The organism is Agromyces capsici, assembly GCF_058349965.1.
In genome coordinates, this window is the sequence record NZ_JBYRET010000002.1 from 730,214 (window position 1) to 754,456 (window position 24,243).

At 72.3% G+C, this 24,243-nt stretch carries 27 protein-coding genes; 11 read left to right on the plus strand and 16 right to left on the minus strand.

The genetic code is table 11. The annotated features are described in order from the left end of the window. Positions 1–124: 124 nt before the first annotated feature. Positions 125–340, minus strand: a complete 216-nt coding sequence (locus AC3RKB_RS17155) for a hypothetical protein (protein ID WP_491437473.1) — start codon at positions 338–340, stop codon at positions 125–127. 166 nt (positions 341–506) lie between these two features. On the opposite strand from AC3RKB_RS17155, the gene AC3RKB_RS17160 reads away from it, so the two are divergent. After that, on the plus strand, positions 507–1,031 hold the full coding sequence (locus AC3RKB_RS17160; RefSeq protein WP_491437474.1) for a hypothetical protein: 525 nt from the start codon (positions 507–509) through the stop codon (positions 1,029–1,031). A 75-nt stretch (positions 1,032–1,106) separates the two neighbouring features. On the opposite strand, the gene AC3RKB_RS17165 is transcribed toward AC3RKB_RS17160, so the two are convergent. From AC3RKB_RS17165 to AC3RKB_RS17185, 5 genes are all read right to left on the minus strand, one after another. Then, positions 1,107–2,639, minus strand: coding sequence for a dihydrolipoamide acetyltransferase family protein (locus tag AC3RKB_RS17165; RefSeq protein ID WP_491437475.1), 1,533 nt, complete (start codon positions 2,637–2,639; stop codon positions 1,107–1,109). Next, on the minus strand, positions 2,636–3,664 hold the full coding sequence (locus AC3RKB_RS17170; RefSeq protein ID WP_491437477.1) for an alpha-ketoacid dehydrogenase subunit beta: 1,029 nt from the start codon (positions 3,662–3,664) through the stop codon (positions 2,636–2,638). The genes AC3RKB_RS17165 and AC3RKB_RS17170 overlap by 4 nt, the downstream gene beginning before the upstream one ends. Continuing rightward, positions 3,661–4,809, minus strand: a complete 1,149-nt coding sequence (gene pdhA, locus AC3RKB_RS17175) for a pyruvate dehydrogenase (acetyl-transferring) E1 component subunit alpha (protein ID WP_491437479.1) — start codon at positions 4,807–4,809, stop codon at positions 3,661–3,663. The genes AC3RKB_RS17170 and pdhA overlap by 4 nt, the downstream gene beginning before the upstream one ends. A 108-nt stretch (positions 4,810–4,917) precedes the next feature. Continuing rightward, positions 4,918–5,412 (minus strand): Lrp/AsnC family transcriptional regulator, encoded by a 495-nt coding sequence (locus AC3RKB_RS17180; protein WP_491437480.1) that lies wholly within the window; start codon positions 5,410–5,412, stop codon positions 4,918–4,920. After that, positions 5,409–6,230: an oxygenase MpaB family protein gene (locus tag AC3RKB_RS17185; protein ID WP_491437482.1), complete on the minus strand. Its 822-nt coding sequence runs from the start codon at positions 6,228–6,230 to the stop codon at positions 5,409–5,411. Before AC3RKB_RS17185 ends, AC3RKB_RS17180 begins: the two co-directional genes overlap by 4 nt. A gap of 74 nt (positions 6,231–6,304) precedes the next feature. On the opposite strand from AC3RKB_RS17185, the gene AC3RKB_RS17190 reads away from it, so the two are divergent. Together AC3RKB_RS17190 and AC3RKB_RS17195 are read left to right on the plus strand one after the other, a co-directional pair. Then, entirely contained in the window at positions 6,305–7,483 is a 1,179-nt protein-coding gene (locus AC3RKB_RS17190; RefSeq protein ID WP_491437483.1) for a glycoside hydrolase family 3 N-terminal domain-containing protein, read from the plus strand. 72 nt (positions 7,484–7,555) lie between these two features. Further along, positions 7,556–8,122 carry a YceI family protein gene (locus AC3RKB_RS17195; RefSeq protein ID WP_491437484.1) on the plus strand — a complete coding sequence of 189 codons (567 nt, stop codon included), beginning with the start codon at positions 7,556–7,558 and terminating at the stop codon, positions 8,120–8,122. A gap of 68 nt (positions 8,123–8,190) precedes the next feature. Here the strand turns inward: AC3RKB_RS17195 and AC3RKB_RS17200 are convergent, their stop codons facing one another. After that, on the minus strand, positions 8,191–9,300 hold the full coding sequence (locus AC3RKB_RS17200) for a winged helix DNA-binding domain-containing protein (protein WP_491437486.1): 1,110 nt from the start codon (positions 9,298–9,300) through the stop codon (positions 8,191–8,193). Positions 9,301–9,412: 112 nt separating this feature from the next. Here AC3RKB_RS17200 and abc-f point away from each other — a divergent pair, with 112 nt between their 5' ends. Beyond that, complete coding sequence (abc-f, locus tag AC3RKB_RS17205) at positions 9,413–11,011, plus strand: ribosomal protection-like ABC-F family protein (protein WP_491437488.1); 1,599 nt, start codon at positions 9,413–9,415, stop codon at positions 11,009–11,011. A gap of 203 nt (positions 11,012–11,214) precedes the next feature. On the opposite strand, the gene AC3RKB_RS17210 is transcribed toward abc-f, so the two are convergent. The 3 genes from AC3RKB_RS17210 to AC3RKB_RS17220 are packed head-to-tail and all read right to left on the minus strand — an operon-like array spanning position 11,215 to position 12,742. Then, the gene (locus tag AC3RKB_RS17210; protein WP_491437490.1) at positions 11,215–12,063 is read right to left on the minus strand and encodes an SURF1 family cytochrome oxidase biogenesis protein; all 849 of its coding nucleotides are present in this window, start codon (positions 12,061–12,063) and stop codon (positions 11,215–11,217) included. After that, on the minus strand, positions 12,060–12,344 hold the full coding sequence (locus AC3RKB_RS17215) for a hypothetical protein (RefSeq protein WP_491437491.1): 285 nt from the start codon (positions 12,342–12,344) through the stop codon (positions 12,060–12,062). The genes AC3RKB_RS17210 and AC3RKB_RS17215 overlap by 4 nt, the downstream gene beginning before the upstream one ends. Next, positions 12,341–12,742: a DUF3099 domain-containing protein gene (locus AC3RKB_RS17220; protein WP_491437492.1), complete on the minus strand. Its 402-nt coding sequence runs from the start codon at positions 12,740–12,742 to the stop codon at positions 12,341–12,343. Before AC3RKB_RS17220 ends, AC3RKB_RS17215 begins: the two co-directional genes overlap by 4 nt. A gap of 142 nt (positions 12,743–12,884) precedes the next feature. Between AC3RKB_RS17220 and AC3RKB_RS17225 the strand changes: the two genes are divergently transcribed. Next, on the plus strand, positions 12,885–13,595 hold the full coding sequence (locus tag AC3RKB_RS17225) for a beta-ketoacyl-ACP reductase (RefSeq protein ID WP_491437493.1): 711 nt from the start codon (positions 12,885–12,887) through the stop codon (positions 13,593–13,595). 18 nt (positions 13,596–13,613) lie between these two features. On the opposite strand, the gene AC3RKB_RS17230 is transcribed toward AC3RKB_RS17225, so the two are convergent. The 3 genes from AC3RKB_RS17230 to glgC form a co-directional block, all read right to left on the minus strand. Next, on the minus strand, positions 13,614–14,567 hold the full coding sequence (locus tag AC3RKB_RS17230) for an NHL repeat-containing protein (RefSeq protein ID WP_491437494.1): 954 nt from the start codon (positions 14,565–14,567) through the stop codon (positions 13,614–13,616). 73 nt (positions 14,568–14,640) lie between these two features. After that, positions 14,641–15,303, minus strand: a complete 663-nt coding sequence (gene serB, locus AC3RKB_RS17235) for a phosphoserine phosphatase SerB (protein ID WP_491437495.1) — start codon at positions 15,301–15,303, stop codon at positions 14,641–14,643. Further along, positions 15,300–16,550, minus strand: a complete 1,251-nt coding sequence (gene glgC, locus AC3RKB_RS17240; RefSeq protein WP_491437496.1) for a glucose-1-phosphate adenylyltransferase — start codon at positions 16,548–16,550, stop codon at positions 15,300–15,302. Before glgC ends, serB begins: the two co-directional genes overlap by 4 nt. Before the next feature lie 78 nt (positions 16,551–16,628). On the opposite strand from glgC, the gene glgA reads away from it, so the two are divergent. From glgA to AC3RKB_RS17255, 3 genes are all read left to right on the plus strand, one after another. Continuing rightward, on the plus strand, positions 16,629–17,819 hold the full coding sequence (gene glgA, locus AC3RKB_RS17245) for a glycogen synthase (RefSeq protein WP_491437497.1): 1,191 nt from the start codon (positions 16,629–16,631) through the stop codon (positions 17,817–17,819). Positions 17,820–17,871: 52 nt separating this feature from the next. After that, the gene (locus tag AC3RKB_RS17250; protein ID WP_491437498.1) at positions 17,872–18,663 is read left to right on the plus strand and encodes an ABC transporter ATP-binding protein; all 792 of its coding nucleotides are present in this window, start codon (positions 17,872–17,874) and stop codon (positions 18,661–18,663) included. 124 nt (positions 18,664–18,787) lie between these two features. Continuing rightward, complete coding sequence (locus AC3RKB_RS17255; protein ID WP_491437499.1) at positions 18,788–19,036, plus strand: type B 50S ribosomal protein L31; 249 nt, start codon at positions 18,788–18,790, stop codon at positions 19,034–19,036. Positions 19,037–19,181: 145 nt separating this feature from the next. On the opposite strand, the gene AC3RKB_RS17260 is transcribed toward AC3RKB_RS17255, so the two are convergent. Both AC3RKB_RS17260 and AC3RKB_RS17265 read right to left on the minus strand, forming a co-directional pair. Next, on the minus strand, positions 19,182–19,676 hold the full coding sequence (locus AC3RKB_RS17260; protein WP_491437501.1) for a hypothetical protein: 495 nt from the start codon (positions 19,674–19,676) through the stop codon (positions 19,182–19,184). Positions 19,677–19,718: 42 nt separating this feature from the next. Continuing rightward, positions 19,719–20,420 carry an exonuclease domain-containing protein gene (locus tag AC3RKB_RS17265; RefSeq protein WP_491437502.1) on the minus strand — a complete coding sequence of 234 codons (702 nt, stop codon included), beginning with the start codon at positions 20,418–20,420 and terminating at the stop codon, positions 19,719–19,721. 61 nt (positions 20,421–20,481) lie between these two features. Between AC3RKB_RS17265 and AC3RKB_RS17270 the strand changes: the two genes are divergently transcribed. Further along, on the plus strand, positions 20,482–21,396 hold the full coding sequence (locus AC3RKB_RS17270) for an alpha/beta fold hydrolase (protein ID WP_491437503.1): 915 nt from the start codon (positions 20,482–20,484) through the stop codon (positions 21,394–21,396). After that, on the plus strand, positions 21,393–22,487 hold the full coding sequence (locus AC3RKB_RS17275) for a glycosyltransferase (RefSeq protein WP_491437505.1): 1,095 nt from the start codon (positions 21,393–21,395) through the stop codon (positions 22,485–22,487). The genes AC3RKB_RS17270 and AC3RKB_RS17275 overlap by 4 nt, the downstream gene beginning before the upstream one ends. A 3-nt stretch (positions 22,488–22,490) precedes the next feature. Here AC3RKB_RS17275 and AC3RKB_RS17280 read toward each other — a convergent pair whose 3' ends face one another. Further along, positions 22,491–23,273: a Sir2 family NAD-dependent protein deacetylase gene (locus AC3RKB_RS17280; protein WP_491437879.1), complete on the minus strand. Its 783-nt coding sequence runs from the start codon at positions 23,271–23,273 to the stop codon at positions 22,491–22,493. Between the two features lie 154 nt (positions 23,274–23,427). Here AC3RKB_RS17280 and AC3RKB_RS17285 point away from each other — a divergent pair, with 154 nt between their 5' ends. Next, positions 23,428–24,243 carry a TrmH family RNA methyltransferase gene (locus AC3RKB_RS17285; RefSeq protein ID WP_491437506.1) on the plus strand — a complete coding sequence of 272 codons (816 nt, stop codon included), beginning with the start codon at positions 23,428–23,430 and terminating at the stop codon, positions 24,241–24,243.

A 24,243-nucleotide genomic window follows, 5' to 3' on the forward strand; every position in this document is an offset into this window, starting at 1 on the left:
TGCAACATACCTGCGCGCGGCCGACCTCCGCCAGAGGTGAGGTCGGCCAGGTGCCGGCTCAGTCGGCCGTGCGGAACGACGTGGTCCGTCGCTTGCGCGACCGTGGATGGTCGTCGCTCGGATCTCAGGCGGCGTGCACCGAGTCGGCGCGGCGGACGCGCGTGACGGCGTCGGGCGCAGCCGTGAAGCGGCCCGTGCGGCCGTCAGGTGTGGCGTAGTGCACGCGGATGCCGCGGCCGATGCGCGCGAGGCGGGTGATCTCGTAGACGCTGCCGGTCGCGCTGACCAGCGTGTCGCCGACGGCGAGCTCTCTGGTCTGCTTCAGTTCGACGGCTTCCATGTTGAGAGCATCTCAGCACCCACCGACATCCGAGGCGCCCGGGCATCGTGCCCGACGGGCGCGGTTCGCAGCGCGCGAACGGATGGGGCCTCGGCGTGCTTGCTTGACCGACCCCCGAACGCGTCACACAATGAGGGGACGATCCGAACGCAAGGGGTTCCGCGATATGAGCGACACGACCGCCCGCACCTCCGAACAGAGCTTCCCCGGCGCCGGATACGGCGACACCGCCGTCTTCGGGTCCGAGCCCGGACCCGAGCCCGCCGCGACGCCCGAGCCATCGACCGAGACTGCGGCGAAGTCGGCGACGCCATGGAGTCGCGACCTGCGCTTCATGCTCGTCGTGATCATCGCGATCGCGGCGCTGTTCCTCGCCTTCGCGCTCGTGGTCGCGTTCACGCCGACCGGAGCCGGGGTCAGCGCCCTCGCCGTCGTGGCCGCGCCGATCGCGACGATGGTCGCGGCGTACTACGGCATCTCCCTCGCCCTGCGGCAGGTCGCCGACGCACGACGCGCGGCCGACGCGGCCGACGCGCGCGCACGTGCCGCCGAGACGACCGCGCGCGAGTCCGACGCCTGGGCGGCGCAGATGGAGTCCGGCCTGCGTGTCGCGGTCGCCAAGCTCGCCGCCGCCCGGATCGAGACGCGCGACGTCGAGCGTGCGGCCGGTACCCCCGACGACTTCTTCTGATCCGGCCGGAGCCCGGAAACGGCCGAGGCGCACCTCCGCAGGGAGGTGCGCCTCAGTCGTTCGTGCGGCCGGCCGTCAGAGATCGGCCAGCAGCGAGATCGGGCGTTCGATGCAGCGCGCGACGTACGTGAGGAAGGCCGCGGCCTCCGCGCCGTCGCACACGCGGTGGTCGAACGAGATCGTCAGCTCGGTGACGGTCCGCACCGCGAGCTGCCCGTTGACGACCCAGGGCCGTTCCACGAGCCGCCCGATGCCGAGCATCGCCGCCTCGGGGTGGTTGATGATCGCGGCCGAGCCGTCCACGCCGAGCGTGCCGTAGTTGTTGAAGGTGAAGGTGCCGCCCGACAGGGCGTCGGGCGGGAACGCGCCCGTCGTCGCCTGCTCCGTGCGGCGCTGCACCGCGTCGCGGAGTTCGCGGAGCGACATCCGCTCGGCCCCGTGCACGACCGGCACGAGCAGCCCGCGCGGCGTCTGCGCGGCGAGACCGAGGTTGATCGCGGAGTGCAGTACGAGTTCGTTGCGCTCGGCGTCGAAGCTCGCATTGAGCGACGGATGCCGTTTGAGGCCGGCGACCACGAAACGCGCGACGAGCGCGGTCATGCCGAACCGTTCGCCGGTGGCCTCCTGCAGCTGGCGGCGGGCGGCGAGCAGCTCGGTCGCGTCGACGTCCATCCAGACGGTCGCCTCGGGGATCTCGCGGCGCGACCGCGTGAAGTGCGCGGCGGCGGCGCGCCCGGTGCGGTCGAGCGGCACGCGGTGGTCGCCCGTCGCGACGGACGTCGCCGGGGGCGGGGCCGGGGCGGTGACGGATGGCGCAGCAGCGGCGTGCGCCGCGGTGACCCCGGTCGGCGTGCCGGCCCGTGCCGCCTCGACCTCGCGGATGAACGCCTCGACGTCGCCGCGCGTGACGAGGCCGTCGGGCCCCGAGCCGACGAGCTCGGACGCGTCGAAGCCGTGCTCGCGCGCCAGCCGGCGCACGATCGGGGACACGACGGGGGAGTGGCGGTCGTGGTCGAGCGCCTCCCGAGGATCCTCGGCCGGTACCGGGGCGGGGGTCGGCGCCGCAGGGGCCACGGGCGCCACGGGCGCGGCCTCGGGAGGCGGTGCCGCCCCAGCGTCGGACGCCGCCGCCGGGCCATCCGCCGCAGGCCGCCGCGCGCCGAACCGCGACGGCGCGCTCGCTGCGCGCGCCGTCGCCGCGGTCGTCCGCGTGCCGTAGCCGATCAGCACGGCCCCGGACTCCTCCGACGCCGTGTCGGTGGGGGCGACCACGCCGGGCTCGGCGGCGACGGGCGCGTCCGCTGTCGCAGCCGCGGCCGCGGTCGCGGGTGCGGCCGCGCCATCCGTCGCCGGCTCGGCGGCGGCGCCGACCGGGGTGAGCCGCATCAGCACCTCGCCGGCGTGCAGCACCTGGCCCACCTCGCCGCCGAGCGACTCGACGACGCCCGCGAACGGCGTGGGCAGCTGCACGACCGACTTCGCCGATTCGAGCTCGACGACCGGCTGGTCGACCGTCACCTCGTCGCCGGGCTGCACGAGCCAGGCGACGACCTCGGCCTCGGTGAGGCCCTCGCCGAGGTCGGGCAGGATGAACTCGCGCGCGCTCATGCCAGGTCCCACTCCCACGAGGCGAGCGCATCGAGCACTCGGTCGGGCGTCGGCAGGTGGTGCTCCTCGAGCTTGGGCGACGGGTAGGGGATGTCGTAGCCCGTGATCCGCAGGATCGGCGCGGCGAGGTGGAAGAAGTTCCGCTCGGTCAGGCGTGCGGCGACCTCGGCGCCGTAGCCGCCGAACTGCGCGGCCTCGTGGATGACCGCGGCGCGCGAGGTCTTCCGCACCGACGCGCCGACGGTCTCGTCGTCGAACGGCGAGAGGCTCCGGAGGTCGACCACCTCGATCGAGAGCCCCTCGGCCTCCGCGGCGGCGGCCGCGTCGAGCGCGGTGCGTACGGTCGGACCGTACGCGATGAGCGTGACATCCGTGCCCTCGCGCACGACCTCGGCGCGGTTCATCGGCGCGGTGCGTACGGGCAGTTCGAGGTTCGCCTTCGACCAGTAGCGGCTCTTGGGCTCCATCAACACGATCGGGTCGTCGCTCTCGATCGCCTCGCGGAGCATCGAGTATGCGTCTGCCGGGTTCGACGGCATCACGACGGTCAGGCCCGGCGTCGCGGTCCAGTACGCCTCGGAGGAGTCGGAGTGGTGCTCGACGCCGCCGATCGCACCGGCGCACGGGATGCGGATGACCATGGGCAGGCTGACGTGCCCCTTGGTGCGGTTCCGCATCTTCGCCACGTGGGAGACGATCTGCTCGAACGCGGGATAGGAGAACGCGTCGAACTGCATCTCGACGACGGGTCGCAGGCCGTACATGGCCATGCCGACCGCGGTGCCCACGATGCCGGCCTCCGCGAGCGGCGAGTCCCAGACGCGCTCGTCGCCGAACTTCGCCTGCAGGCCGTCGGTCACGCGGAACACGCCGCCGAGCGGCCCGACGTCCTCGCCGTAGACGACGACCCGGTCGTCGGCCTCCATCGCGTCGCGCAGGGCGGCGTTCAGCGCACCCGCCATGGTCAGCGGCTGGGGGGCGGATGCCGCGGCATCCGTCGCACGTTCGGTCGCGGCCGTGCTCATCGGGCGGGCACCTCCGCGCCGGCGGCGTGCGCGGCGTGGTCGGCGTGCGCCGCGAGCTCGGCCTCGAGCGCAGACCGCTGCTCCGCGAGCGCCGCGCGCGGCGTCGCGTACACGTGGTCGAACAGCTCGAGCGGGTCGAGGTGCGGCTCCTCGCTCATCGCCTCGCGCGTGCGGGCCGCGAGTTCCTCGGCGGCCTCGCCGATCTCGGAGCGGACCGCGTCGGTGAGCGCTCCCTCGGAGACCAGGTACTTCTCGAGCCGCTCGATCGGGTCGCGCCGCTTCCAGTGCTCGACGTCGCGCTTCTGGCGGTACCGCGTCGGGTCGTCGGAGTTCGTGTGCGATTCGATGCGGTACGTGAGGCCCTCGATGAGGGTCGGCCCGCCCCCGGAGCGCGCGCGGTCGACCGCCGCCGACGCGACGGCGTACATGGCGGCGATGTCGTTGCCGTCGACGTGGTAGCCGGGCATGCCGTAGCCCACGGCCTTGTCGGCGAGCGTCGCCGCGTGCGTCTGCCGCGCGAGCGGCGTGCTGATCGCGAACTGGTTGTTCTGCACGAGGAACACGGTCGGGGTCTGCCACACGGCGGCGAAGTTGAACGCCTCGTGCGCGTCGCCCTCGCTCGTGGCGCCGTCGCCGAGGAAGGTGAGCGTCACGATGGGGTCGCGACGCAGGCGTGCGGCGTGTGCGAGGCCGACGGCGTGCAGCGCCTGGGTGGCGAGCGGCGTGGCCATCGACGCGGTGCGGTGCTCGTGCTGGTCCCAGCCGTTGTGCCAGTCGCCCCGGAACGACTGCAGGATCTCGCCGGGGGCGAGGCCGCGCGTGAGCAGCGCGATGCTGTCGCGGTACGTCGGGAAGAACCAGTCGTCGGACGTGATCGCCGAGATCACGCCGATCTCGCAGGCCTCCTGCCCGTACGCGGACGGATACGTGGCGAGCCGGCCCTGCTTGGTGAGCGCGGTCACCTGGACGTCGAAGCGGCGTGCGATCACCATGCGCCGGTAGAGCTCGAGGAGCGTCTCGACGGGTGGCAGCGCGAAGCCGCCGGTCTCCCGGCCGTGGACGGCATGGCCGGCATTGTCCAGCAGCCGGAGCGGCTTCTCTGACGGCAGGACGCGGGTCTCGTGATGCTCGACGTTGAGGCTCATACGGCCATGGTGCGACAGTCTGAGGCCCCCCGCTCGGAGTACGGCAGAACCGTGAACGAACGGCACTGCGTGGACGAAACGGATGCCGTTCGTCCGCGGTAGATGGCCTCAGGCGCGCCAGATGTCCAGCGACTGCGCGGGGGGCCGGCCGTCGATCTCCTCGAGGATGAGGTGCGACCTCGTCGACACGACACCGGGCATGTCATGGATGTCGCGGAGGATCGCCTGGCTCAACTGCTCGTGATCGGGGGCGCTGACCGTGAGGATGATGTCGATGTCGCCCGAGACGGCCTGCACCTTCTCGACGAACGGGAGCGTCGCGAGCTTCGCGGCGATCTCCTCCCACGAGACGTCGCCGATCCGGACCACCACGAGCGCGGAGATGTTCAGCCCGATCGCCTTGCGGTCGATCTGCGCGCCGAAGCCCGTGATCACGCCGCGCTGCTGCAGTGCGAGCACGCGGTTGTGCGCGGCGGTGCGGGAGATGTGCACGCGCTCGGCGAGGGTGCGCACCGAGAGCCGGCCGTCGCGGCTCAACTCGGCGACGATGCGTCGGTCGATCGCGTCGAGCGCCTCGCTACGGTGCGGTGCGTGCTGGGTCATCCTCGTCCTCGCGGGTCACCCTCAGCGTACCGGCTGCGCTGCTGCACGCGTTGGAGTGATATGCGCATCGGGATGGTGCGCACCGCCATCGGCGTGAGGCGGCGCGCCGTCGCCAGGGCGCCGATCCAGTCGGCGGCCGCCCGCTCGACGCGCGGGGTCCACCGGAAGCCGTACGCCTCCCGGATCGCGGGCGGGAGCAGGGCTGCGGTGACGAGTCGGAGGGGAGGCAGGAGAGGGCGCATCGCCGCGGGCAGCCCCGTGCCGCCGAGGAGGTCGCGTGCGACCGCTCGCGCGTCGGGTCCGACCTGCAGGCGCGGCATCCGCTCGGCCCACCACGCGTCGAACTCGTCCCGCGTGGCCGGCCACCCCGCGGCCGACCCCTGCAGTCGGCCCGCCAGCGGCGCGTACGCGCGGACGAGCGCGTCGGCCGTGCCGGCGTCGGGCGCGGACCGGGACATCCGGCGCTCCAGGTCCGTCCCGACGAACAGGATGGTCGCCGCGACCCACCGTTGCGCGTCGGGTTCGCGCGCGTCGTAGTCGGGGTCGCCCGCTCCGCGGACGCGAGAGTGCCGCGCGTCGACGATGCGGACGACGTGGTTGACGTCGCGCTCGTCGCCGAACCACAGCGCCATCAGGTACTGGTGCGTCGCCGCGAGGCGGTCGAGGGGGCGCTCGCGGAATCCGCTGTGCCGCGCCACGCCGGCGGCGATCCGCGGATCGGCGAGCTGCAGGAGGATCGCCGCGGCGCCGCCCGCCATGAACGTGGCGTCGGCGGCGTACCGCTGCAGGATCGCGCGATCGCTCTCGTCGAATTCCATCCCCTCCGTTCTACCCGACGTTCACTCCGGAGGCGCCCGGCTCGCGCGCAGGAGGCGAACGTAGACTCGGGCGGGTGCGTCGCCCGGTCTCGTCCCTCATCGCCGTCGCCCTGCTCGGGGTTGCGGCGCTCGCGGGCTGCGCCGGGCCCGCCGAGGCGCCGGGGGCGAAACCCTTGCCGTCGCCCTCGACGACGCCGTCGCCCGCACGCGCCCCGGCGAATCCTGCGGCGTGGGCCAAGCAGCGCGTCGAGGCCATGACCGTCGAGCAGAAGGCGGCCTCGCTGCTCATGCTCCACGCGCCGGGCACCGACCCCGCGCCGCTCCGGGCGCTGATCGACGAGGGCATCGCGGGCGTGATCCTGATGGGCGACAACATGCCGGCCGACGAGGCCTCGCTCGCCGCGTTCACCGGAGCCCTGCAGGCCGACCCCGAAGCGGCGACGCTCGTCGGCATCGACCAGGAGGGCGGCATCGTGAGCCGCATCGACTGGGATCCGGCGCCGGGGCCCGAGGTGCTGCGCGGGCAGCCGGCGCCGGCCACGCGCGACGCGTTCGCCGCGCGGGCGGCCGCGCTGGCGGCATCCGGCGTGAACGTGAACTTCGGCATCGTCGCGGATGTCACGGCCGACCCGTCGTCCTTCATCCACGAGCGCGTGCTCGGCACCGATCCGGCGGCCGCGAGCGAGCGGGTCGCCGCCGCCGTGGCGGGGGAGCGCGGGATCGTGGCGAGCACCGTCAAGCACTTCCCCGGCCACGGGGCGGCGCCGGGGGATTCGCACTTCTCGGTCCCGTCGGCGCCCCTCACGCTCGACGAGTGGCGCGCCGGCCCGGCCGCGCCCTTCCAGGCGGCCATCGGCGCCGACGTCGAGCTGGTGATGACCGGGCACCTGGCCTACCCCTCGGTGGATGCCGCGCCGGCGTCGCTCTCGGCGGAGTGGCACCGCATCCTGCGCAAGGAGCTCGGCTTCGACGGCGTGGTCGTCACCGACGACATGCTGATGCTGCAACACAACGAGCTGCCCGAGTACGCCGACCCGGGCGAGAACGCGGTGCGCGCGCTCGAGGCCGGCAGCGACCTGCTGCTCTACGTGCTCCCGGCCGACCCGACGGATTTCGGCATCAGCCTGGACGGCCTGACCGGGTCGATCGTGGACGCCGTGGAATCGGGCCGGGTGCCGGAGGAGCGGCTCGACGAGGCCGCGGAACGCGTGCTCGAACTCCGTCGCGAGATTTCCCTCGCGGGTGGGGAATAGATCCCGGTCGTCCATGCGTTTGCATTGACTGTGGCCATTCGGCCGCGAACGCAGACACACGGGAGACACCGAATGACGACGACCGAGACGACGATCGAGATCCCCGGCTACCGCGCCGGCACCTGGAAGATCGACCCGACCCACAGCGAGGTGGCCTTCAGCGTCCGCCACCTCATGATCAGCAAGGTCAAGGGCAAGTTCGAGCGCTTCGACGCCACCTTCGTGACGGGGGAGGACCCGCTGGACTCTCGCGTGACCGCGACGGCCGAGGTCGCCTCGATCAACACGAACGAGCCGAACCGCGACGCGCACCTGCGCACGAACGACTTCTTCCAGGCCGACCAGTTCCCGACGATCGAGTTCGTCTCGACCGGCGTCCGCGTCGAGGGCGGCGAGTTCAAGGTGGACGGCGACCTGACCATCAAGGGCGTCACCAAGCCCGCCACGTTCGACTTCGACTTCGGCGGCTTCGGCACCGACCCGTACGGCAACTACAAGGGCGGCGCCACGGCCAAGACCGTCATCAACCGCGAGGACTTCGGCCTCTCGTGGAACGCGGCCCTCGAGACCGGCGGCGTGCTGGTCGGCGAGCAGGTCACCATCACCATCGACCTGCAGGCCGCGCTCGTCCAGGAGTAGTCCTCGACCGAGACGTCCCGCGGGCGGTCCGGCCTCGGCCGGGCCGCCCACGGTCGTTCCCGGATCGTTCAGGTGCCCGGGACGCGCTCGTCGACGCCCTGGAGGTCGATGCCCGTGAACCGCGCCCACGCCTGGAGCGGACGGGTGAACCGCTGCGCCGCGCCGGCGGGCATCGAGTGGAACCAGCGCAGTTCGACCCGCGGCCTCCGCGCCGTTCCCGCGCGCGCCCACGTGCCGACGACCCGCCCGTCGAGCACGAGGATGGGCTTGAAGACGCCGTTGCCCCCCGGCACCACGAGGTCGCCGAACTCCGGCTCGCACACCGCCGAGCGGTCGGCGTAGCCGAGGAAGTACTCGTCGAACCCGGCGAGCGCGAGCGCTCCGCGGGGGCGCGAGGCCGGGCCATCCGTCGCCCCGGCGCCGACGTAGCGGTCGTCGTCGCCGTCGAACCGCTCGACGCGCCGGCCCGCCGCCGCGAGCCCGGTTCGAGCATCGGCCATTGTGACCCCGGCCCACCAGGCGAAGTCGGCGACCGTCGCGGGGCCGTGCCCGCCGACGTACGCCGCGAACAGCTCGCCGAGCACCGCGTCGCGCTCGGTCGGCGAATCGGATGGCGCGGGCGCCCACTCGTCGAGGAGTGCGAAGTGCTGCACCCGCCCGTCGACCGGCCCGCAGCAGAGCACCGCGTCGAGCGCGAGCCACAGGATGAGGTGGTAGGCGCGCTGGCCGTCGACCCTCAGGCCGGCGGCCGACCACATCGCCGCGAGCTCATCGCGGGTCGCCGTCGCGCCGCCGGCGAGTTCGCGTTCGGTCGTCGCACGCGCGACGCGGTACTCGGGTTCGGCGAGCTCGAGCTGCCGATGCCGGAGCGCAGCCTTGGCGAGGATCCGCGGACGCGTCACCTCGAGCAGCGGACGCAGCAGGCGCGTCGGCAGGACATGCAGCGTGCCGCGCATCGGCCAGGACCGCACGACGCGTCGTGACTCGAGCGCGGCGTCGACCGCCTGGAGCGACGGTCGCGCCATCCGGCTGCCGATCGCCCACTTGGCGGCGCCGAGGTCCTGCGCCTGCATCGCGCCGAGACGTTCGATCGCGGCGACCGCATCGTCGGCGGGCGTGCGGAACCCGTGCGCCGCGAGGCGCATCGCACGCACGGCGGGGGAGGAGGCGGCGGCCATGCCGCCAGTCTCCCGCGCACCGCCGACACGCGACATCCCTCGACCGACGCTAGACTGGAGGGCTGTGCCGCTCGGCACGCCAACCCCAACGCCGCCCCACCGGAGGTCAACCGTGCTCGCCGTCCAGGACCTGGAGATCCGCGTAGGCGCGCGCGTGCTCATGGAGGGCGTGAACTTCCGCGTCTCCGACGGCGACAAGATCGGGCTCGTCGGCCGCAACGGCGCCGGCAAGACCACGCTCACCAAGACCCTCGCGGGCGAGACGCTGCCGACCGGCGGCCGCATCGACCGGTCGGGCGAGATCGGCTACCTGCCGCAGGACCCGCGCTCGGGCGACCCCGAGATGCTGGCCCGCACCCGCATCCTCGATGCGCGCGGCCTGGGCTCGCTCGTGCTCGGCATGCACGAGGCGTCGGAGCTCATGGGCTCCGACGATCCGGATGTCGCGGCGAAGGCCATGAAGCGCTACGGCAACCTCACCGACCGCTTCCAGGCGCTCGGCGGGTACGCCGCCGAGGCCGAGGCGGCGTCGATCGCGTCGAACCTCAACCTGCCCGACCGCATCCTCGACCAGCCGTTGAAGACGCTCTCGGGCGGCCAGCGGCGCCGCATCGAGCTCGCGCGCATCCTGTTCTCCGACGCCGAGACGATGATCCTCGACGAGCCCACGAACCACCTCGACGCCGACTCGGTCGTGTGGCTGCGCGAGTTCCTGAAGGGCTACAAGGGCGGTGTCATCGTCATCAGCCACGACGTCGAGCTCGTGGGCGAGGTGGTCAACCGCGTGTTCTACCTCGACGCGAACCGTTCGCTCATCGACATCTACAACATGGGCTGGAAGCACTACCTGCGCCAGCGGGCCGCCGACGAGGAGCGCCGCAAGAAGGAGCGCGTCAACGCCGAGAAGAAGGCCGACGCGCTCAAGCAGCAGGCCGCGAAGTTCGGCGCCAAGGCGAGCAAGGCCGCCGCGGCGCACCAGATGGTCGCCCGCGCCGAGAAGCTGCTCTCCGGGCTCGAGGAGGTGCGCCAGGTCGACCGGGTCGCCAAGCTCCGGTTCCCGACCCCGGCCGCGTGCGGCCGGACGCCGCTCACCGCCGCCGACCTGTCGAAGAGCTACGGATCGCTCGAGATCTTCACGGCCGTCGACCTCGCGATCGACCGCGGCTCGAAGGTCGTCATCATCGGGCTGAACGGCGCCGGCAAGACCACGCTGCTGCGCATCCTCGCCGGCGTCGACCGGCCCGACACGGGTGTCGTCGAGGCCGGGCACGGCCTGCGCGTCGGCTACTACGCGCAGGAGCACGAGACGCTGGATGTCGCGCGCACCGTGCTGCAGAACATGGTGAGCGCCTCGCCGAACCTGACCGAGACCGAGGCGCGCAAGGTGCTCGGCTCGTTCCTGTTCACGGGCGACGACGTGCACAAGCCCGCGGGCGTGCTCTCCGGCGGCGAGAAGACCCGGCTCGCGCTCGCGATGATCGTCGTCTCCGGTGCGAACGTGCTGCTGCTCGACGAGCCCACGAACAACCTCGACCCGGCCAGCCGCGCCGAGATCCTCGACGCGCTGGCCCACTACGAGGGCTCGGTCGTGCTCGTCTCGCACGACCCGGGCGCCGTCGAGGCGCTCAATCCCGAGCGCGTGCTGATCATGCCCGACGGCGTCGAGGACCACTGGAGCCGCGAGTACCAGGAGCTCATCGAGTTGGCATAGTCCGCTCGGTCGCCTGCGTTCCCCGCTGTGAATCCCGGGTTCCCGCGGGTCGATCCGCGGGAATGCGGGATTCGCGACGGAGACTCCACCGGTGCGGGGGCGAGTGATCCACCTCGAGAATCCCGGTACTTCGGTACTTCGGTACTTCGGTACCGGATCACGCAAATGGAACGTCGTTCCGCCGGGCAGCTCGGCGTCCGAGCTCAGCGGCGGTCGAGGATCTCGTCCTCGACGTCGGCGTCGGTTCGCGCGGGCTGGAGTCGCGGCGGTCGCGTGGGCCCGGCCGGGCGGCGCGGGACGCCCGACCGCTCCGCGGCATCCGCCGCGAGCGCCTTGCGCTCCTGATTCGCGAACCAGCCCAGCGCGATGAACGCGAGCAGCGCGAACACGAACCACTGCAGCGCGTACGAGAGGTGCGGGCCCTCGTCGCGGACGGGGCGGGGGAGGGCGAGCGGCGGCTCGTTCGCGTCGGCGCCGGTCTGGATCAGGATGCCGTAGGCGCCCGTGTACGACGGTTCGCCCACACGCTCGGCGAGCTCGTCGAGGTCGATCGTCGCGAACTCCGAGCCCGACGAGGTGCGCCCCGCGATCCGCTGCTCGCCGGCCTTCAGGCGCGTGGTCACCGAGACCTCGCCGTCGGGCGCCGGCGGCACCTCGGAGGGCCGGCCGTCGGAGTCCTGCGCGATCCAGCCGCGGTCGACCATGAACACCGTGCCATCCGCGAGGCGCATCGGGGTGATCACCTCGAAGCCCGTGCTTCCGGCGTTCGGCCGGTTGCGCACGACGACCTCCTCGTCGTGCAGGAACTCGCCCGTGAGCGCGACGACCTGCCAGCGCTGGTCGATGTCGAAGCCGTCGTGCTCGGGCAGCGCCTCGGCGACGGGCACCGGCTCGGCGTCGTAGTTCGCGTCGATGCGCGCGACCTCGGCGAGCGCCTCGGCGCGGCGGTTGAACTGCCACGTGCCGAGCGCCGAGCACGCGATCGCGAACACGATCACGAGCGCGAGGTAGCCCGCCCAGCGCGGGGCGAGGAGGAAGCGCCAGTCGCTCATGCGCCGTCACCGCCTGCCACGGACGGATCGGCGATGGGCGCGGGCGCCGCCGCCGCGTCATCGGGGGCCGACGCATCGAACGCCGAGACGCGCACCGGGAACGAGCGCGAGGCGAGGAACTCGCGGAGGTAGTCGACGTGCTCGTCGCACGCGAGCCACGTCTTCACCCGGTCGGTCGCGTGGATCTTCGGGTTGCGCCAGTCGATGCGCCAGGTCGCCGCCTCGCGGCAGCCCGCGCGGGAGCAGCCGCCCGCGGGGGCGGCGCCGAGCGAGCCGATCACCGTTCGGCCTCCGGACCCTCGTCGTCTGGGCGTCCGCCATCGGGCTCCGCGGCGGTTCGCGGTTCGCCGGCGGCGTCGGCGGTTCCGCTCGCGTCGGCGTCGGCGTCGGCGTCGGCGTCGTACGGCGCCGGCCGGCCGACGGGCACGATGCTGCCCGGGCGCTCGACCTTGGCCTGCGGGCGGTTCGTCGCCACGTTGGCCACGACGACCGCGAAGTACGGCAGGAACACCGCACCCGCCGCGAACACCAGGATCCACCATCCCTGCACGAACAGCAGCGCGACGATGCATGCGACGCGGATCCCCATCATGATCGAGTACTTGATCATGCGCGCGCGACGCTCCTCCTCGGGCGAAGGAGGCAGCGACGTGATCGACTGCAGGGGCTGGTGCTTCATGCTGGTCGCCGTGGCCTGCCGGCGCTCCTCACCTTCAAGCCTACGACTCCGAGGGCCAGCGGATGCCGCGCTTTCGGCAACCTCTATGCTGGGACGGGCCTTCCGGCCTTGACGTGTCCCTTGGAGAGAGACGGAGTCCGCCATGACCACGAGCCGCACCGTGCTGGTGACCGGAGGCAACCGCGGAATCGGCTACGCGATCGCGCAGGAGTTCGTCGCACAGGGCCACCGCGTCGCGGTGACCGCCCGCTCCGGCGAGGGTCCCGAGGGCACGCTGACGGTCCGCGCCGACGTGACCGACGCCGAGTCGATCGACCGTGCGTTCTCCGAGATCGAGGCCGAGCTCGGCCCCGTCGAGGTCGTCGTCGCGAACGCCGGCATCACGCGCGACACCCTGCTCCTGCGCATGAGCGAGGAGGAGTTCACGAGCGTCGTCGACACCAACCTCACCGGTGCGTTCCGCGTGATCAAGCGCGCGTCGAAGGGGATGCTCAAGGCGCGCTACGGCCGCATCGTGCTCATCTCGAGCGTCGTCGGGCTGTACGGCGGCGCCGGCCAGGTCAACTACTCGGCGTCGAAGGCCGCGCTCGTCGGCATGGCCCGTTCGATCACGCGCGAGCTCGGCGCCCGCAACATCACCGCCAACGTCGTCGCGCCCGGCTTCATCGAGACCGACATGACCGACGCCCTCCCCGAGGCGCAGCAGGCCGAGTACAAGAAGTCCATCCCGGCGGGCCGCTTCGCGTCGCCGTCCGAGGTCGCGAAGGTCGTCGCCTGGATCGCCGGCGACGACGCGGGCTACATCTCCGGCGCCGTCATCCCGGTCGACGGCGGCCTCGGCATGGGCCACTAGGGGCCGCCGCCGCACCGATCAGCGATCGATTCGCACCGCCGTGTACGTCGTGTCGGGCGTCGGCGGCGTACCGAACCGCGCGTTGGGCAGGTACAGGCCATCGCCGTACGCGGCAACCGTCGTCGGCACGTCGAACTCCGCGCTCGTGAGCCTGTCGACGAGTTCACCCGAGCTTCCGTCGGCACTGAGCCGGAGGACGGCCACGGTGTTCAACTGGTTCTGCACGACGTAGAGGGTCCGGCCGATGACGAGCAGGCCGTCGCCGGCCGTGGCCGCGAACCCGTCGAGGTCGACGGCCGTCGCCACGCCCGTGTCCGGGTCGACGCGGAAGACGGTCGCGGTCGCGGACTGGACGACGAGCAGCGCCTGGTGGTCGGGCGTCTCGGCGATGCCGTTCGCGTTGAACCCGGCGACCTGCGACCAGTCGCCCGTCAACGGCAGGGTCTCGACGTCATCCGCATCCGGAAGCGCTCCGCCCGGACCGATCGGCAGGAAGGAGAGCTCTGCCGCCTGGCTGTTCGTGAACAACGCGCCATCCCGAGTGAGGACGACGTCGTTGATGAATGCCGGTCCGGTCGTGAGCTGATAGCTCGCGAGCAGGTCGCCCGTGGCCGTATCGATCACGCGCGCGTCGCCGGCGGGTCCGCCTGACACGAACAACCGGCCGAACTGATCGACCTTGAGCCCGACCGACGGCGTGCCCGGGCCCTCGAAACGGTCGACCTCCTCGCCGGTCCGCAGGTCGACCGCGACGATGTCGCCATCGGCCAGCGACCCGAAGTAGGCCGTGCCGCGCGGATCGATCGCGATGCCCTCGGGTCGGAATCCGTCGGGGAGTTCGATGAGGTCCTCGACGGCGCCCCCGCCGGGCGGCGCAGCGGGAGCTCCGATCGCGGCACCCGCGGTGCCGACGGTGAGGAGGGCGACGATGGCGCCCACGGCAGACGAGCGTGCGACGATGCGGCTGGCCATGGCGTCATGCTAAGCCGGTGCGAGGATGACCGCCCGGCTTCTGATGCGACTCCCAGCCGGGGGGAGGGATACGTCAGCCGCGGAGGCCGGCGAGCGCGAGCACGCCGCTGAGGTCGACGCGGTCGATCGCGACATCGGCCTGCGCCCGCACCACTGGCTTCGCGCAGAACGCGACGCCGAGCGCTGCCCGGTCGAGCATGCGCAGGTCATTCGCGCCGTCGCCGACGGCGATGGTGCGGGAGAGGGGCGCACCGGATGCGGCGGCCCACTCCTCGAGCGCGCGCCGCTTCGCCTCGGCGTCGACGATGTCGCCGAGCACGCGGCCCGTGAGCCGGTCGCCGTCGACCTCGAGCCGGTTCGCACGGCAGAAGTCGAGGCCGAGCCGGTCGGCGAGCGGGTCGAGCAGCTCGTGGAATCCGCCCGAGACGACCCCCACGCGACCGCCCGCCGCGTGCACGCCGTCGATGAGCGCCTCGACGCCGGGCGTCGGCGTCAGCCTGGAGCGCGCCGCAGCGACCTCGGCGACGGGCAGGCCGGCCAGGGTCGCGACACGCTCGCGCAGGCTCGCGGCGAAGTCGAGCTCGCCGCGCATGGCGCGCTCGGTCACGGCCGCGACGTGCTCGAGGCTTCCGGCCGCCTCGGCGAGCAGCTCGATCGCCTCCTCGCGGATCAGCGTGGAGTCGGCGTCGAGCACGACGAGCAGGCCGCCTTCGCGGCCGGATGGCGCTGGGCTCACGCGGTGGCCCGGACGTGCGATCCCTTGCCCACCACGGTGACGCCGCTGTCGGTCACGACGAACCCGCGCGCGATGTCCTCCGCGCGGTCGACGCCGATGCGGGCGCCCTCCTCGACGACGACCTCCTTGTCGAGGATCGCCCGTTGCACCGTCGCACCCGCCTCGATCCGCGCGCGGTCGAACAGGATCGAGTCGGCCACGTGCGCCCCGGAGCCCACGATCGCCCACGGGCCGAGCACGCTGCGCTCGACGTGCGCGCCCGAGATCACCGAGCCGAGCGAGACGATCGAGTCGATGACCGTGCCGAGCGAGCCGCGCGAGTCGCGCGTGAACTTCGCGGGCGGGGAGTTCACCTGCTGGCTGAAGATCGGCCACTCGCGGTTGTACAGGTTGAAGACCGGCAGGACCGAGATGAGGTCCTGGTGCGCCTCGAAGAACGAGTCGATCGTTCCCACGTCGCGCCAGTAGTAGCGGTCGCGGTCGGTCGACCCGGGGACGTCGTTGCCCTTGAGGTCGTACACACCCGCGGTGCCCTGCGCGACGAACGCGGGGATGATGTCGCCGCCCATGTCGTGGCTGGAGTCGGTGCGCTCGCCGTCGCGCAGCACGGCATCGATGAGCGCGTCGGCGTTGAAGACGTAGTTGCCCATCGAGGCGAGCACCTCGTTGGGCGAGTCGGGCAGGCCCTCGGGGTCGCTCGGCTTCTCGAGGAACCGGTGGATGCGCTGCGGCGAGGTCGCGTCGACCTCGATGACGCCGAACTGGTTGGCGAGCGAGATGGGCTGGCGAATGGCGGCGACCGTCGCCTCGGCGCCGGAGTCGATGTGCGCCTGGATCATCTGGCTGAAGTCCATGCGGTAGACGTGGTCGGCGCCGACGACGACGATGATGTCGGGCTGCTCGTCGTAGATCAGGTTGAGGCTCTGCAGGATCGCGTCGGCGGAACCCGAGAACCAGCGCTTGCCGAGCCGCTGCTGCGCTGGCACCGATGCGACGTACGAGCCGAGCAGGCCGTCGAGGTGCCAGGTCTGCGAGACGTGGCGGTCGAGGCTGTGGGACTTGTACTGGGTCAGCACGACGATCTGGCGCAGGCCCGAGTTGACGAGGTTCGACAGTGCGAAGTCGATGAGCCGGTACTGCCCGCCGAAGGGCACCGCCGGCTTCGCGCGGTCCTCGGTGAGGGGCATGAGGCGCTTGCCCTCGCCACCAGCGAGGACAATGCCGAAGATCTTGCGCGTGGCGACCATGTGCCCAGCGTAGTCAGCCGGATGCCGCGCGGCACAGGTGGTTGACGGCGCGTGACCTCGAAGGGCTAACGTTGCCGCATGCGAGTCGACCTCCTCACGCGCGAATATCCGCCCGAGATCTACGGAGGGGCCGGCGTGCACGTCGCCGAGCTCGTCCGCGCGCTGCGCAGGGACATCGACGTGCAGGTCCGCTGCTTCGGCGCGCCGCGCGACGAGGCGGGCACCACGGCGTACGCCACGCCCGCCGAGTTCGCGTCGGCGAATGCGGCCCTCGCGACGATGGGCGTCGACCTGCTGATGGCGCAGGATGCCGCGGGCGCCGACCTCGTGCACTCGCACACCTGGTATGCCAACTTCGCGGGCATCACGGCGAAGCAGCTGCACGGCATCCCGCACGTCGTGACGGCCCACAGCCTCGAGCCGTTGCGTCCGTGGAAGGCCGAGCAGCTCGGCGGCGGGTACCGCGTCTCGAGCTGGGTCGAGCGGACCGCCTTCGAGAGCGCCGACGCCGTGGTCGCGGTGAGCGACGGCATGCGCCGCGACATCCTGCGCTCGTACCCGGGCATCGACCCCGAGCGGGTGTCGGTGGTCTACAACGGCATCGACCTGACCGACTGGAAGCCGAACGACGACGCCGACCAGGTGCGCGCGCTCGGTGTCGACCCCGATCGCCCGTCGATCGTGTTCGTGGGGCGGATCACCCGGCAGAAAGGCCTGCCGTACCTGCTGCGCGCCGCCCGGTCGCTGCCCGCCGACGTGCAGCTGGTGCTCTGCGCCGGCGCGCCCGACACCCCCGAGATCATGGCCGAGGTGTCCGGGCTCGTCGCCGAGCTCGGCGAGACGCGCAAGGGCGTCGTGTGGATCGACCGGCACCTGCCGCGCGCCGAGCTCACGGCCCTCCTCACGGCGGCGACCGCGTTCGTCTGCCCCTCGGTGTACGAGCCGCTCGGCATCGTGAACCTCGAAGCGATGGCGTGCGGCGCGGCGGTCGTCGGCACGGCGACCGGCGGCATCCCCGAGGTCGTCGACGACGGCGTCACCGGCGTGCTCGTCCCGATCGAGCAGAGCGACGACGGCACCGGCACGCCCCTCGATCCCGACCGGTTCGTGGCCGACCTCGCCGAGGCGCTGACGCGGGTCGTCAGCGACCCCGCCCGCGCCCGCGAGATGGGTGCCGCGGGCCGCGTGCGCGCCGAGCAGCACTTCGCGTGGGACGCGATCGCCGCCGCCACGCGAGCGCTGTACGAGCGGGTGCTCGCGGGCCGCTGAGCGGGTCGGGGGTGCGCCGGAGCGTGCCATCCGTCCTACTAGCATGGAGCGCATGGCGTCTACGGTTCTCCAGTTCCAGCATGTGTCGGTGGTCCGCGACGGCAACACGATCCTCGACGACATCGACTGGAACGTCGGGTCCGACGAGCGCTGGGTGATCCTCGGGCCGAACGGCGCGGGCAAGACCACGCTGCTGCAGATCGCCGCCGCCGCGATGCATCCCACCACGGGCTCCGCCGAGGTGCTGCAGGAGTCGCTCGGCAAGGTCGACGTGTTCGAGCTGCGCCCCATGATCGGGTTCGCCTCGACGGCGATGGCGCGCCGGATCCCGAAGAACGAGACGGTCCTCGACGCCGTGCTCACCGCCGCGTACTCGGTCACGGGCCGGTGGAACGAGGAGTACGAGGCCATCGACGACCGCCGCGCGCAGCGCGTGCTCAAGGAGTGGGGCCTCGAGGGCTTCGCCGGTCGCCGCTTCGGCAGCCTCTCCGACGGCGAGCAGAAGCGCGTGCAGATCGCCCGGTCGGTCATGACAGACCCCGAGCTGCTGCTGCTCGACGAGCCGGCCGCCTCCCTCGACCTGGGCGCGCGCGAAGAGCTCGTCTCGCTGCTCGGCGGGTACGCCTCGTCGCCGTCGTCACCGGCCATCGTCATGGTCACCCACCACGTCGAGGAGATCCCGGCGGGGTTCACCCACGCGATGCTCCTCGCCGGCGGCAAGATCCGCGCAGCCGGCCCCATCGACGAGGCGCTGACCGCCGAGACGCTCGCCGAGACGTTCGGCATGCCGATCGAGCTCAGCGAGTCCGACGGCCGGTACACCGCGCGCCGCTCGGCCGCCTGACGAGGCCGGCGCGGCGCGGCATCCGCTCGTCGTCTCTGCTAGACTCTTTTTTTGGCCCAACGGCCGACACGCTTCCCTGCCCTGAGGCGGGGCGAACCCACCATCCGACCAGCAAGGATTCACCATGAAGGCCGACATCCACCCGACCTACAACGCCGTCGTCTTCCGCGACCTCGCCTCGGGCGCCACGTTCCTCACCCGTTCGACGGTCTCGAGCGACAAGACGATCGAGCTCGACGGCGAGACCTACCCGGTCATCGACGTCGAGATCTCGTCGGAGTCGCACCCGTTCTACACGGGCAAGCAGCGCATCATGGACTCGGCCGGCCGCGTCGAGAAGTTCAACAAGCGCTTCAAGGGCTTCGGCGCCTAAGACGCCACCACGAGAGGGCGGGCGACTCCGGTCGCCCGCCCTCTCGTCATGCCCCGGACCGGTGCCGGGGTGCACCCGAACCTGGACCCGAACACCGAACTCTCGTCGAACGGCGGATGGCGGGCCGGCGCAGGAGGTGGGGGCCTCAGGACTCCGGCGACGACGCCGCGAGGTAGCCGGTCGCCCAGTCGATCGCGGCGAGCTGCGCCTCGTGCGGGGTCGACCGGCCGGCGTCGAGCGCCGTTCCGATCTCGAGCAGCGGATCCGCCCCGACTGAGCCGGCCGTGTCGCCCGCGAGCGCCCGGGCCCGGTCGATGAGCTCGCGCACCGAGATGCGGTCGTGCAGGAACAGCGCGCACAGCTCTCGCAGCGCCAGGCGCGTGGTCGCCGGCGAGGCGGCGTCGGGCATCGTCAGCCCGAGCTCGTCGAACGTGCGACCCAGGGCCGCGCGGATCTGCCACGGGTCGTCGGCATCGGACATGCCGGCGAGCTCGCGGAGCGCCGCGGCATCCGTGCCGGCGACGATGAGGTCGACGGCGGCGTCCAGCACCGGATCGACCGGGGTGTCGCCGAGGATCCACAGTGCGCTCGCATCGACGAGCGCCTCGGTCTCGGAACGGTTCACGCGGGGTGGCTCCATGAGGCAAGGATTCCACGGCGCGGACCGGAGCGCGACGGTCGATCAGCGGATCGGCCACGCTCCCGACGTCGTGAACTCGGGCTCGCCGTTCTGCCGCCGCCACTGCTGGTAGCCCTCGGCCTGCTCGCGGCACCAGTCGACCTGGCGTGCGTGCAATTCGGCCACCGCGCACGCCGCGAGCTCGGGGAAGGCGCGGGCGATGGCCTGCGCGACGCGGCCGGCGGCGATCGCGTCGGCGCCGGCGTCGTGCGCGGCGAGCAACTCGACGCCATAGTGCTCGCACGCGGCGGTCAGCGTGCGCTTGCCACGCCGGTACCGGTCGACGGCCTTGTCGATGACGAGCGGATCGACGACGTACCCGGGCCCGCGGAACGCCTCGTGCCCGTAGCGCTCGGCCTCCCGGTGGAGCACCGACAGGTCGTACGCCGCGTTGTACGCGACGATCGGCAGTCCGCGCGACGCGGCATCGCGCAGCGCGCCGATGATCTCGGCGACGGCCTGCACGGCGGCGAGCCCCTCGAGCCGGGCGCGCTCGGTCGACACGCCGTGGATGAGCGTGGCCGCGGTGGGGATCTCGACGCCGGGATCGACGAGCCACTCCCGTTGCTCGAGCACCTCGCCGTCGACCCCGATGACGCCGACGTGGGCGGTGACGATGCGGCACGTGTCGATGTCGATGCCGGTGGTCTCGAGGTCGAAGACGGCGAGGGTGTCGGCCCACGATGCGGCGGGGGAGTGCTCCATGCCGGTCACGGTATCCGTCGCCTCCGACAGCGCTCAGGTGCCGCGCCGTAGGATGACACGGATGATCGCCTCACCGTACGCCGACGACCTCGCGCGCATCCCGGTGCGCGAACGCCACGCCCGTGTGCGGGGCAGCGACACCGCGTGGTGGGAGTACGGCGATCCCGAGGCGCCGGTCATCCTGATGGTGCACGGCTTCCGCGGCGACCACCACGGACTCGAGCCCATCGTCGCGAAGCTCCCGGGCTATCGCGTCATCGTGCCCGACCTGCCCGGGTTCGGCGACTCGTCGACGTTCGCCCACGGCGCGCACGACATCGACGGGTACGCGGCGTGGCTCGCCGAGTTCGCCCGCGTCTCGGGGATGGCGGATGCCGCGGCGCCCGACGGTCCCGGCGGCTGGACGCTGCTCGGCCACTCGTTCGGCTCGATCATCGCGTCGGCGGCCGTGGCGGGCGGCCTCGCGCCCGACGACCTGGTGCTCGTCAACCCGATCGGCGCGCCCGCGCTCGAGGGCCCGCGCGCGATCATGACCAAGCTGGCGATCGGCTACTACCGCGCATCGGCGGCCCTGCCCGAGAAGCTCGGGTTCGCGCTGCTCCGCAACCGCGCCATCGTGCGCGTGATGAGCGTGACCATGGCCAAGACCGAGGAGCCCGACCTCCGCCGGTTCATCCACGACCAGCACGACCGGTACTTCTCCGCGTTCAGCGACCGCGACGCCGTGCTCCAGGCGTTCGAGGCGTCCGTGAGCCACGACGTTCGCGAGTACGCGCCGGCGATCCGCATGCCGGTGCTGCTCGTCGTCGCCGAGCAGGACGACGTGACGCCGCTCGCGGCGCAGTATCGGCTGCAGCCGCTGTTCGACGACGCGACGCTCGCCGTGATCGGCGGCGTGGGGCACCTGATCCACTACGAGACGCCCGCCGAGGCGGCCGGTCACATCCGCGTGTTCGTCGAGGGGGAGCGCGCGTGAGACTCGTCGTCGACTGCCGCTACGTGCGGATCGACCACCACGACGGCATCAGCCGGTTCACGGCGGCGCTCGTCGGCGAGCTCGCGAAGCGCCATCCGCTGACCATGCTCATCAGCGACCACCGCCAGCTCGCGAAGCTGCCCGCGCTGCCGTGGGAGCTCGTCAGCAGCCCGACGAGCCCACGCGAGCCGTGGGTCGCCCGGCAGGTGCGCAAGCTCAAGCCCGACGTGGTGTTCTCGCCCATGCAGACCATGGGCTCGTGGGGCCGCGACTACGGCCTCGTGCTGACCCTGCACGACCTGATCTACTACGAGAACCGCACGCCGCCGCGCGACCTGCCCGCCTTCGTGCGCGGCCTGTGGCGCCTCTACCACCTCGCCTGGTGGCCGCAGCGGATGCTGCTGAACCGGGCCGACGCGATCGTCACCGTCTCCGAGACGAGCGCCGGCCTCATCCGCAAGCATCGGCTGACCCGCCGACCGCTCACCGTCGTGCACAACGCCGCCGACGAGCTCGGGACGCCCGACCTTCCCCGCACCCGGCCGGCCGACAAGCGACTGGTCTACATGGGCTCGTTCATGTCGTACAAGGGCGTCGACACGCTCGTGCGCGCCGTCGGGATGCTGCCCGACCACGAGCTCCACCTCATGAGCCGGGTGCCCGAGCACGAGCGGCAGCGGCTCACGCGACTCGCCCCCGAGGCCCGGCTCGTGTTCCACGACGGCGCCACCGACGCCGAGTACGCGGCGGCACTCGCGGATGCGACCGCGCTCGTGACCGCGTCGAAGGCCGAGGGGTTCGGCATCCCGCTCGTCGAGGCCATGCGGTTCGGCACGCCCGCGGTCGTCACCGACATCCCGATCTTCCGCGAGATCGGCGGCGACGCGGCCACATACTTCCCCGCCGACGACGCCGCCGGGGCCGCGCGCGCGATCGCTGCGCTCGACGCGACGGGCGAATGGGAGCGCCGCTCCGCGGCCTCGGCCGAACTCGCCGGCCGGTTCACCTGGAGCGCGTCCGCCGAGCGACTGCTCGCACTGCTGCTCGACGTCGGCGAGGCGAACGGGCGCGCCGCACACGCCCGCCGCTGACGATCAGGAGACCAGCGCCTCGGCCATCGCCGTCAGGGTCTCGGTCGCGCCCGCGTCGAGCTTCACGGTCGCACGGCTGTCGCCCTTGGTGATGCCGCGGTTGACGACGATGATCGGCACCCGGCGTCGCCGGGCGATCTCGAGCAGACGCACGCCGGAGTTGACCACCAGGGAGGACCCGGCGACCAGCAGGACGTCGGCGTGCTGCACGAGCGAGGCCGCCTGGCGGTACACCGGCGTCGGCACGAACTCGCCGAAGAACACCACGTCGGGCTTCAGCATGCCGCCGCACACCGTGCACTCGGGGATCACGATCGCATCGGGGTCGTCGACGTCGACGTCGCCGTCGGGATTCGGCCGGATCGCGGTCTCGAGGTCGATGTGCGGGTTCAGCTGCTCGAGCCGGTCGGCGATCGACTGGCGAGCGAACACCTGCCCGCACGAGAGGCACAGCACCCGGTCGGTGGCGCCGTGCAGCTCGACGACGTGCGTGCTGCCCGCGCGGCGGTGGAGCCCGTCGACGTTCTGCGTCACGACGCCCGACACGACGCCGCCAGCTTCGAGCGCCGCGAGCGCACGGTGCCCGTCGTTCGGCTGGGCGACCCCGAAGTGCCGCCAGCCCAGGTGGCTGCCCGCCCAGTAGCGCTTCCGCGCGGTCTCCGAGGTCAGGAAGGTCTGGAAGGTCATGGGCGCGCGCACCGGTGCGCCCTCGCCCCGGTAGTCGGGAATGCCCGAGTCGGTGCTCACGCCCGCGCCGGTGAGCACGGCGACGTGCGAGCCGCGCATCAGGCGGATCGCCTCGTCGAGCTGCACGTCGGATGGGGCCGGTGCCTCGATCCCTGTGGCCACGGGCTCTCCCTTCGTGCGGTGCTTGATTCTAAACGCCGCGCTTTACCGGAATGTTTCCGCGGGCGGCAGGAGGGACCGGCAGGCTGTACGCATGCGAATCGAACACGTCCGGGACGCGTCATCCGACGCCGTCGCCGACTACGCGCGGTTGACGGATGTCGCGCTCCGCAGCATCACCGAGCCCGAGCGCGGCATCTTCATCGCCGAGTCGGCCAAGGTCATCCGACGCGCGATCGACGCGGGCTGCACGCCGAGGTCGGTGCTCATGGAGGAGAAGTGGCTGCCGGGCCTCGAGTCGGCCCTCGCGCCGTTCGACATCCCGGTGCACCTCGCCGACCCCGCCGAGCTCGAGGCCATCACCGGGTACCGCGTGCACCGCGGCGCCCTCGCCGCGTTCGAGCGGCCTGCGCTGCCCGACCCGGGCGACCTGCTCGCCGCATCACGCCGCGTCGTGATCCTGGAGGACATCGTCGACCACACCAACGTCGGCGCCATCTTCCGCTCCGTCGCCGCGCTCGGTGCCGACGCGGTGCTCGTCACGCCGCGCTGCGCCGACCCGCTGTACCGCCGAAGCGTGCGGGTGAGCATGGGCACGGTGTTCCAGGTGCCCTGGACGCGCCTGCCCGGGTGGGCCGACGCGCGCGACCTGCTCACCGCCCGCGGGTTCCGGGTCGCCGCGCTCGCCCTCGCCGACGACGCCGTCACGCTGCGCGCCCTCGCTGCCGATCCACCGGAGCGGCTCGCGCTCGTGCTCGGCGCCGAGGGCGACGGGCTCTCGCGGCAGGCGCTCGCCGCCGCCGATACCGTCGTCACCATCCCCATGGCGCACGGCGTCGACTCGCTCAACGTAGCTGCCGCCGCCGCCGTCGCGTTGTACGCGCTCACAGAGGTGCCCTCGGTATCCTGA

Coding starts and splice junctions, on each gene's coding strand:
- AC3RKB_RS17220 (WP_491437492.1), bottom strand. CDS start 12,742: ATGAAGCACCAGCCCCTGCAGTCGATCACGTCGCTGCCTCCTTCGCCC.
- AC3RKB_RS17155 (WP_491437473.1), bottom strand. CDS start 340: ATGGAAGCCGTCGAACTGAAGCAGACCAGAGAGCTCGCCGTCGGCGAC.
- AC3RKB_RS17195 (WP_491437484.1), top strand. CDS start 7,556: ATGACGACGACCGAGACGACGATCGAGATCCCCGGCTACCGCGCCGGC.
- glgA (WP_491437497.1), top strand. CDS start 16,629: ATGCGAGTCGACCTCCTCACGCGCGAATATCCGCCCGAGATCTACGGA.
- pdhA (WP_491437479.1), bottom strand. CDS start 4,809: ATGAGCCTCAACGTCGAGCATCACGAGACCCGCGTCCTGCCGTCAGAG.
- AC3RKB_RS17265 (WP_491437502.1), bottom strand. CDS start 20,420: ATGGAGCACTCCCCCGCCGCATCGTGGGCCGACACCCTCGCCGTCTTC.
- AC3RKB_RS17180 (WP_491437480.1), bottom strand. CDS start 5,412: ATGACCCAGCACGCACCGCACCGTAGCGAGGCGCTCGACGCGATCGAC.
- AC3RKB_RS17285 (WP_491437506.1), top strand. CDS start 23,428: ATGCGAATCGAACACGTCCGGGACGCGTCATCCGACGCCGTCGCCGAC.
- AC3RKB_RS17250 (WP_491437498.1), top strand. CDS start 17,872: ATGGCGTCTACGGTTCTCCAGTTCCAGCATGTGTCGGTGGTCCGCGAC.
- AC3RKB_RS17170 (WP_491437477.1), bottom strand. CDS start 3,664: ATGAGCACGGCCGCGACCGAACGTGCGACGGATGCCGCGGCATCCGCC.
- AC3RKB_RS17255 (WP_491437499.1), top strand. CDS start 18,788: ATGAAGGCCGACATCCACCCGACCTACAACGCCGTCGTCTTCCGCGAC.
- AC3RKB_RS17280 (WP_491437879.1), bottom strand. CDS start 23,273: ATGCGCGGCTCGCACGTCGCCGTGCTCACCGGCGCGGGCGTGAGCACC.
- AC3RKB_RS17230 (WP_491437494.1), bottom strand. CDS start 14,567: ATGGCCAGCCGCATCGTCGCACGCTCGTCTGCCGTGGGCGCCATCGTC.
- AC3RKB_RS17225 (WP_491437493.1), top strand. CDS start 12,885: ATGACCACGAGCCGCACCGTGCTGGTGACCGGAGGCAACCGCGGAATC.
- AC3RKB_RS17210 (WP_491437490.1), bottom strand. CDS start 12,063: ATGAGCGACTGGCGCTTCCTCCTCGCCCCGCGCTGGGCGGGCTACCTC.
- AC3RKB_RS17200 (WP_491437486.1), bottom strand. CDS start 9,300: ATGGCCGCCGCCTCCTCCCCCGCCGTGCGTGCGATGCGCCTCGCGGCG.
- AC3RKB_RS17165 (WP_491437475.1), bottom strand. CDS start 2,639: ATGAGCGCGCGCGAGTTCATCCTGCCCGACCTCGGCGAGGGCCTCACC.
- AC3RKB_RS17160 (WP_491437474.1), top strand. CDS start 507: ATGAGCGACACGACCGCCCGCACCTCCGAACAGAGCTTCCCCGGCGCC.
- AC3RKB_RS17185 (WP_491437482.1), bottom strand. CDS start 6,230: ATGGAATTCGACGAGAGCGATCGCGCGATCCTGCAGCGGTACGCCGCC.
- AC3RKB_RS17270 (WP_491437503.1), top strand. CDS start 20,482: ATGATCGCCTCACCGTACGCCGACGACCTCGCGCGCATCCCGGTGCGC.
- glgC (WP_491437496.1), bottom strand. CDS start 16,550: ATGGTCGCCACGCGCAAGATCTTCGGCATTGTCCTCGCTGGTGGCGAG.
- AC3RKB_RS17260 (WP_491437501.1), bottom strand. CDS start 19,676: ATGGAGCCACCCCGCGTGAACCGTTCCGAGACCGAGGCGCTCGTCGAT.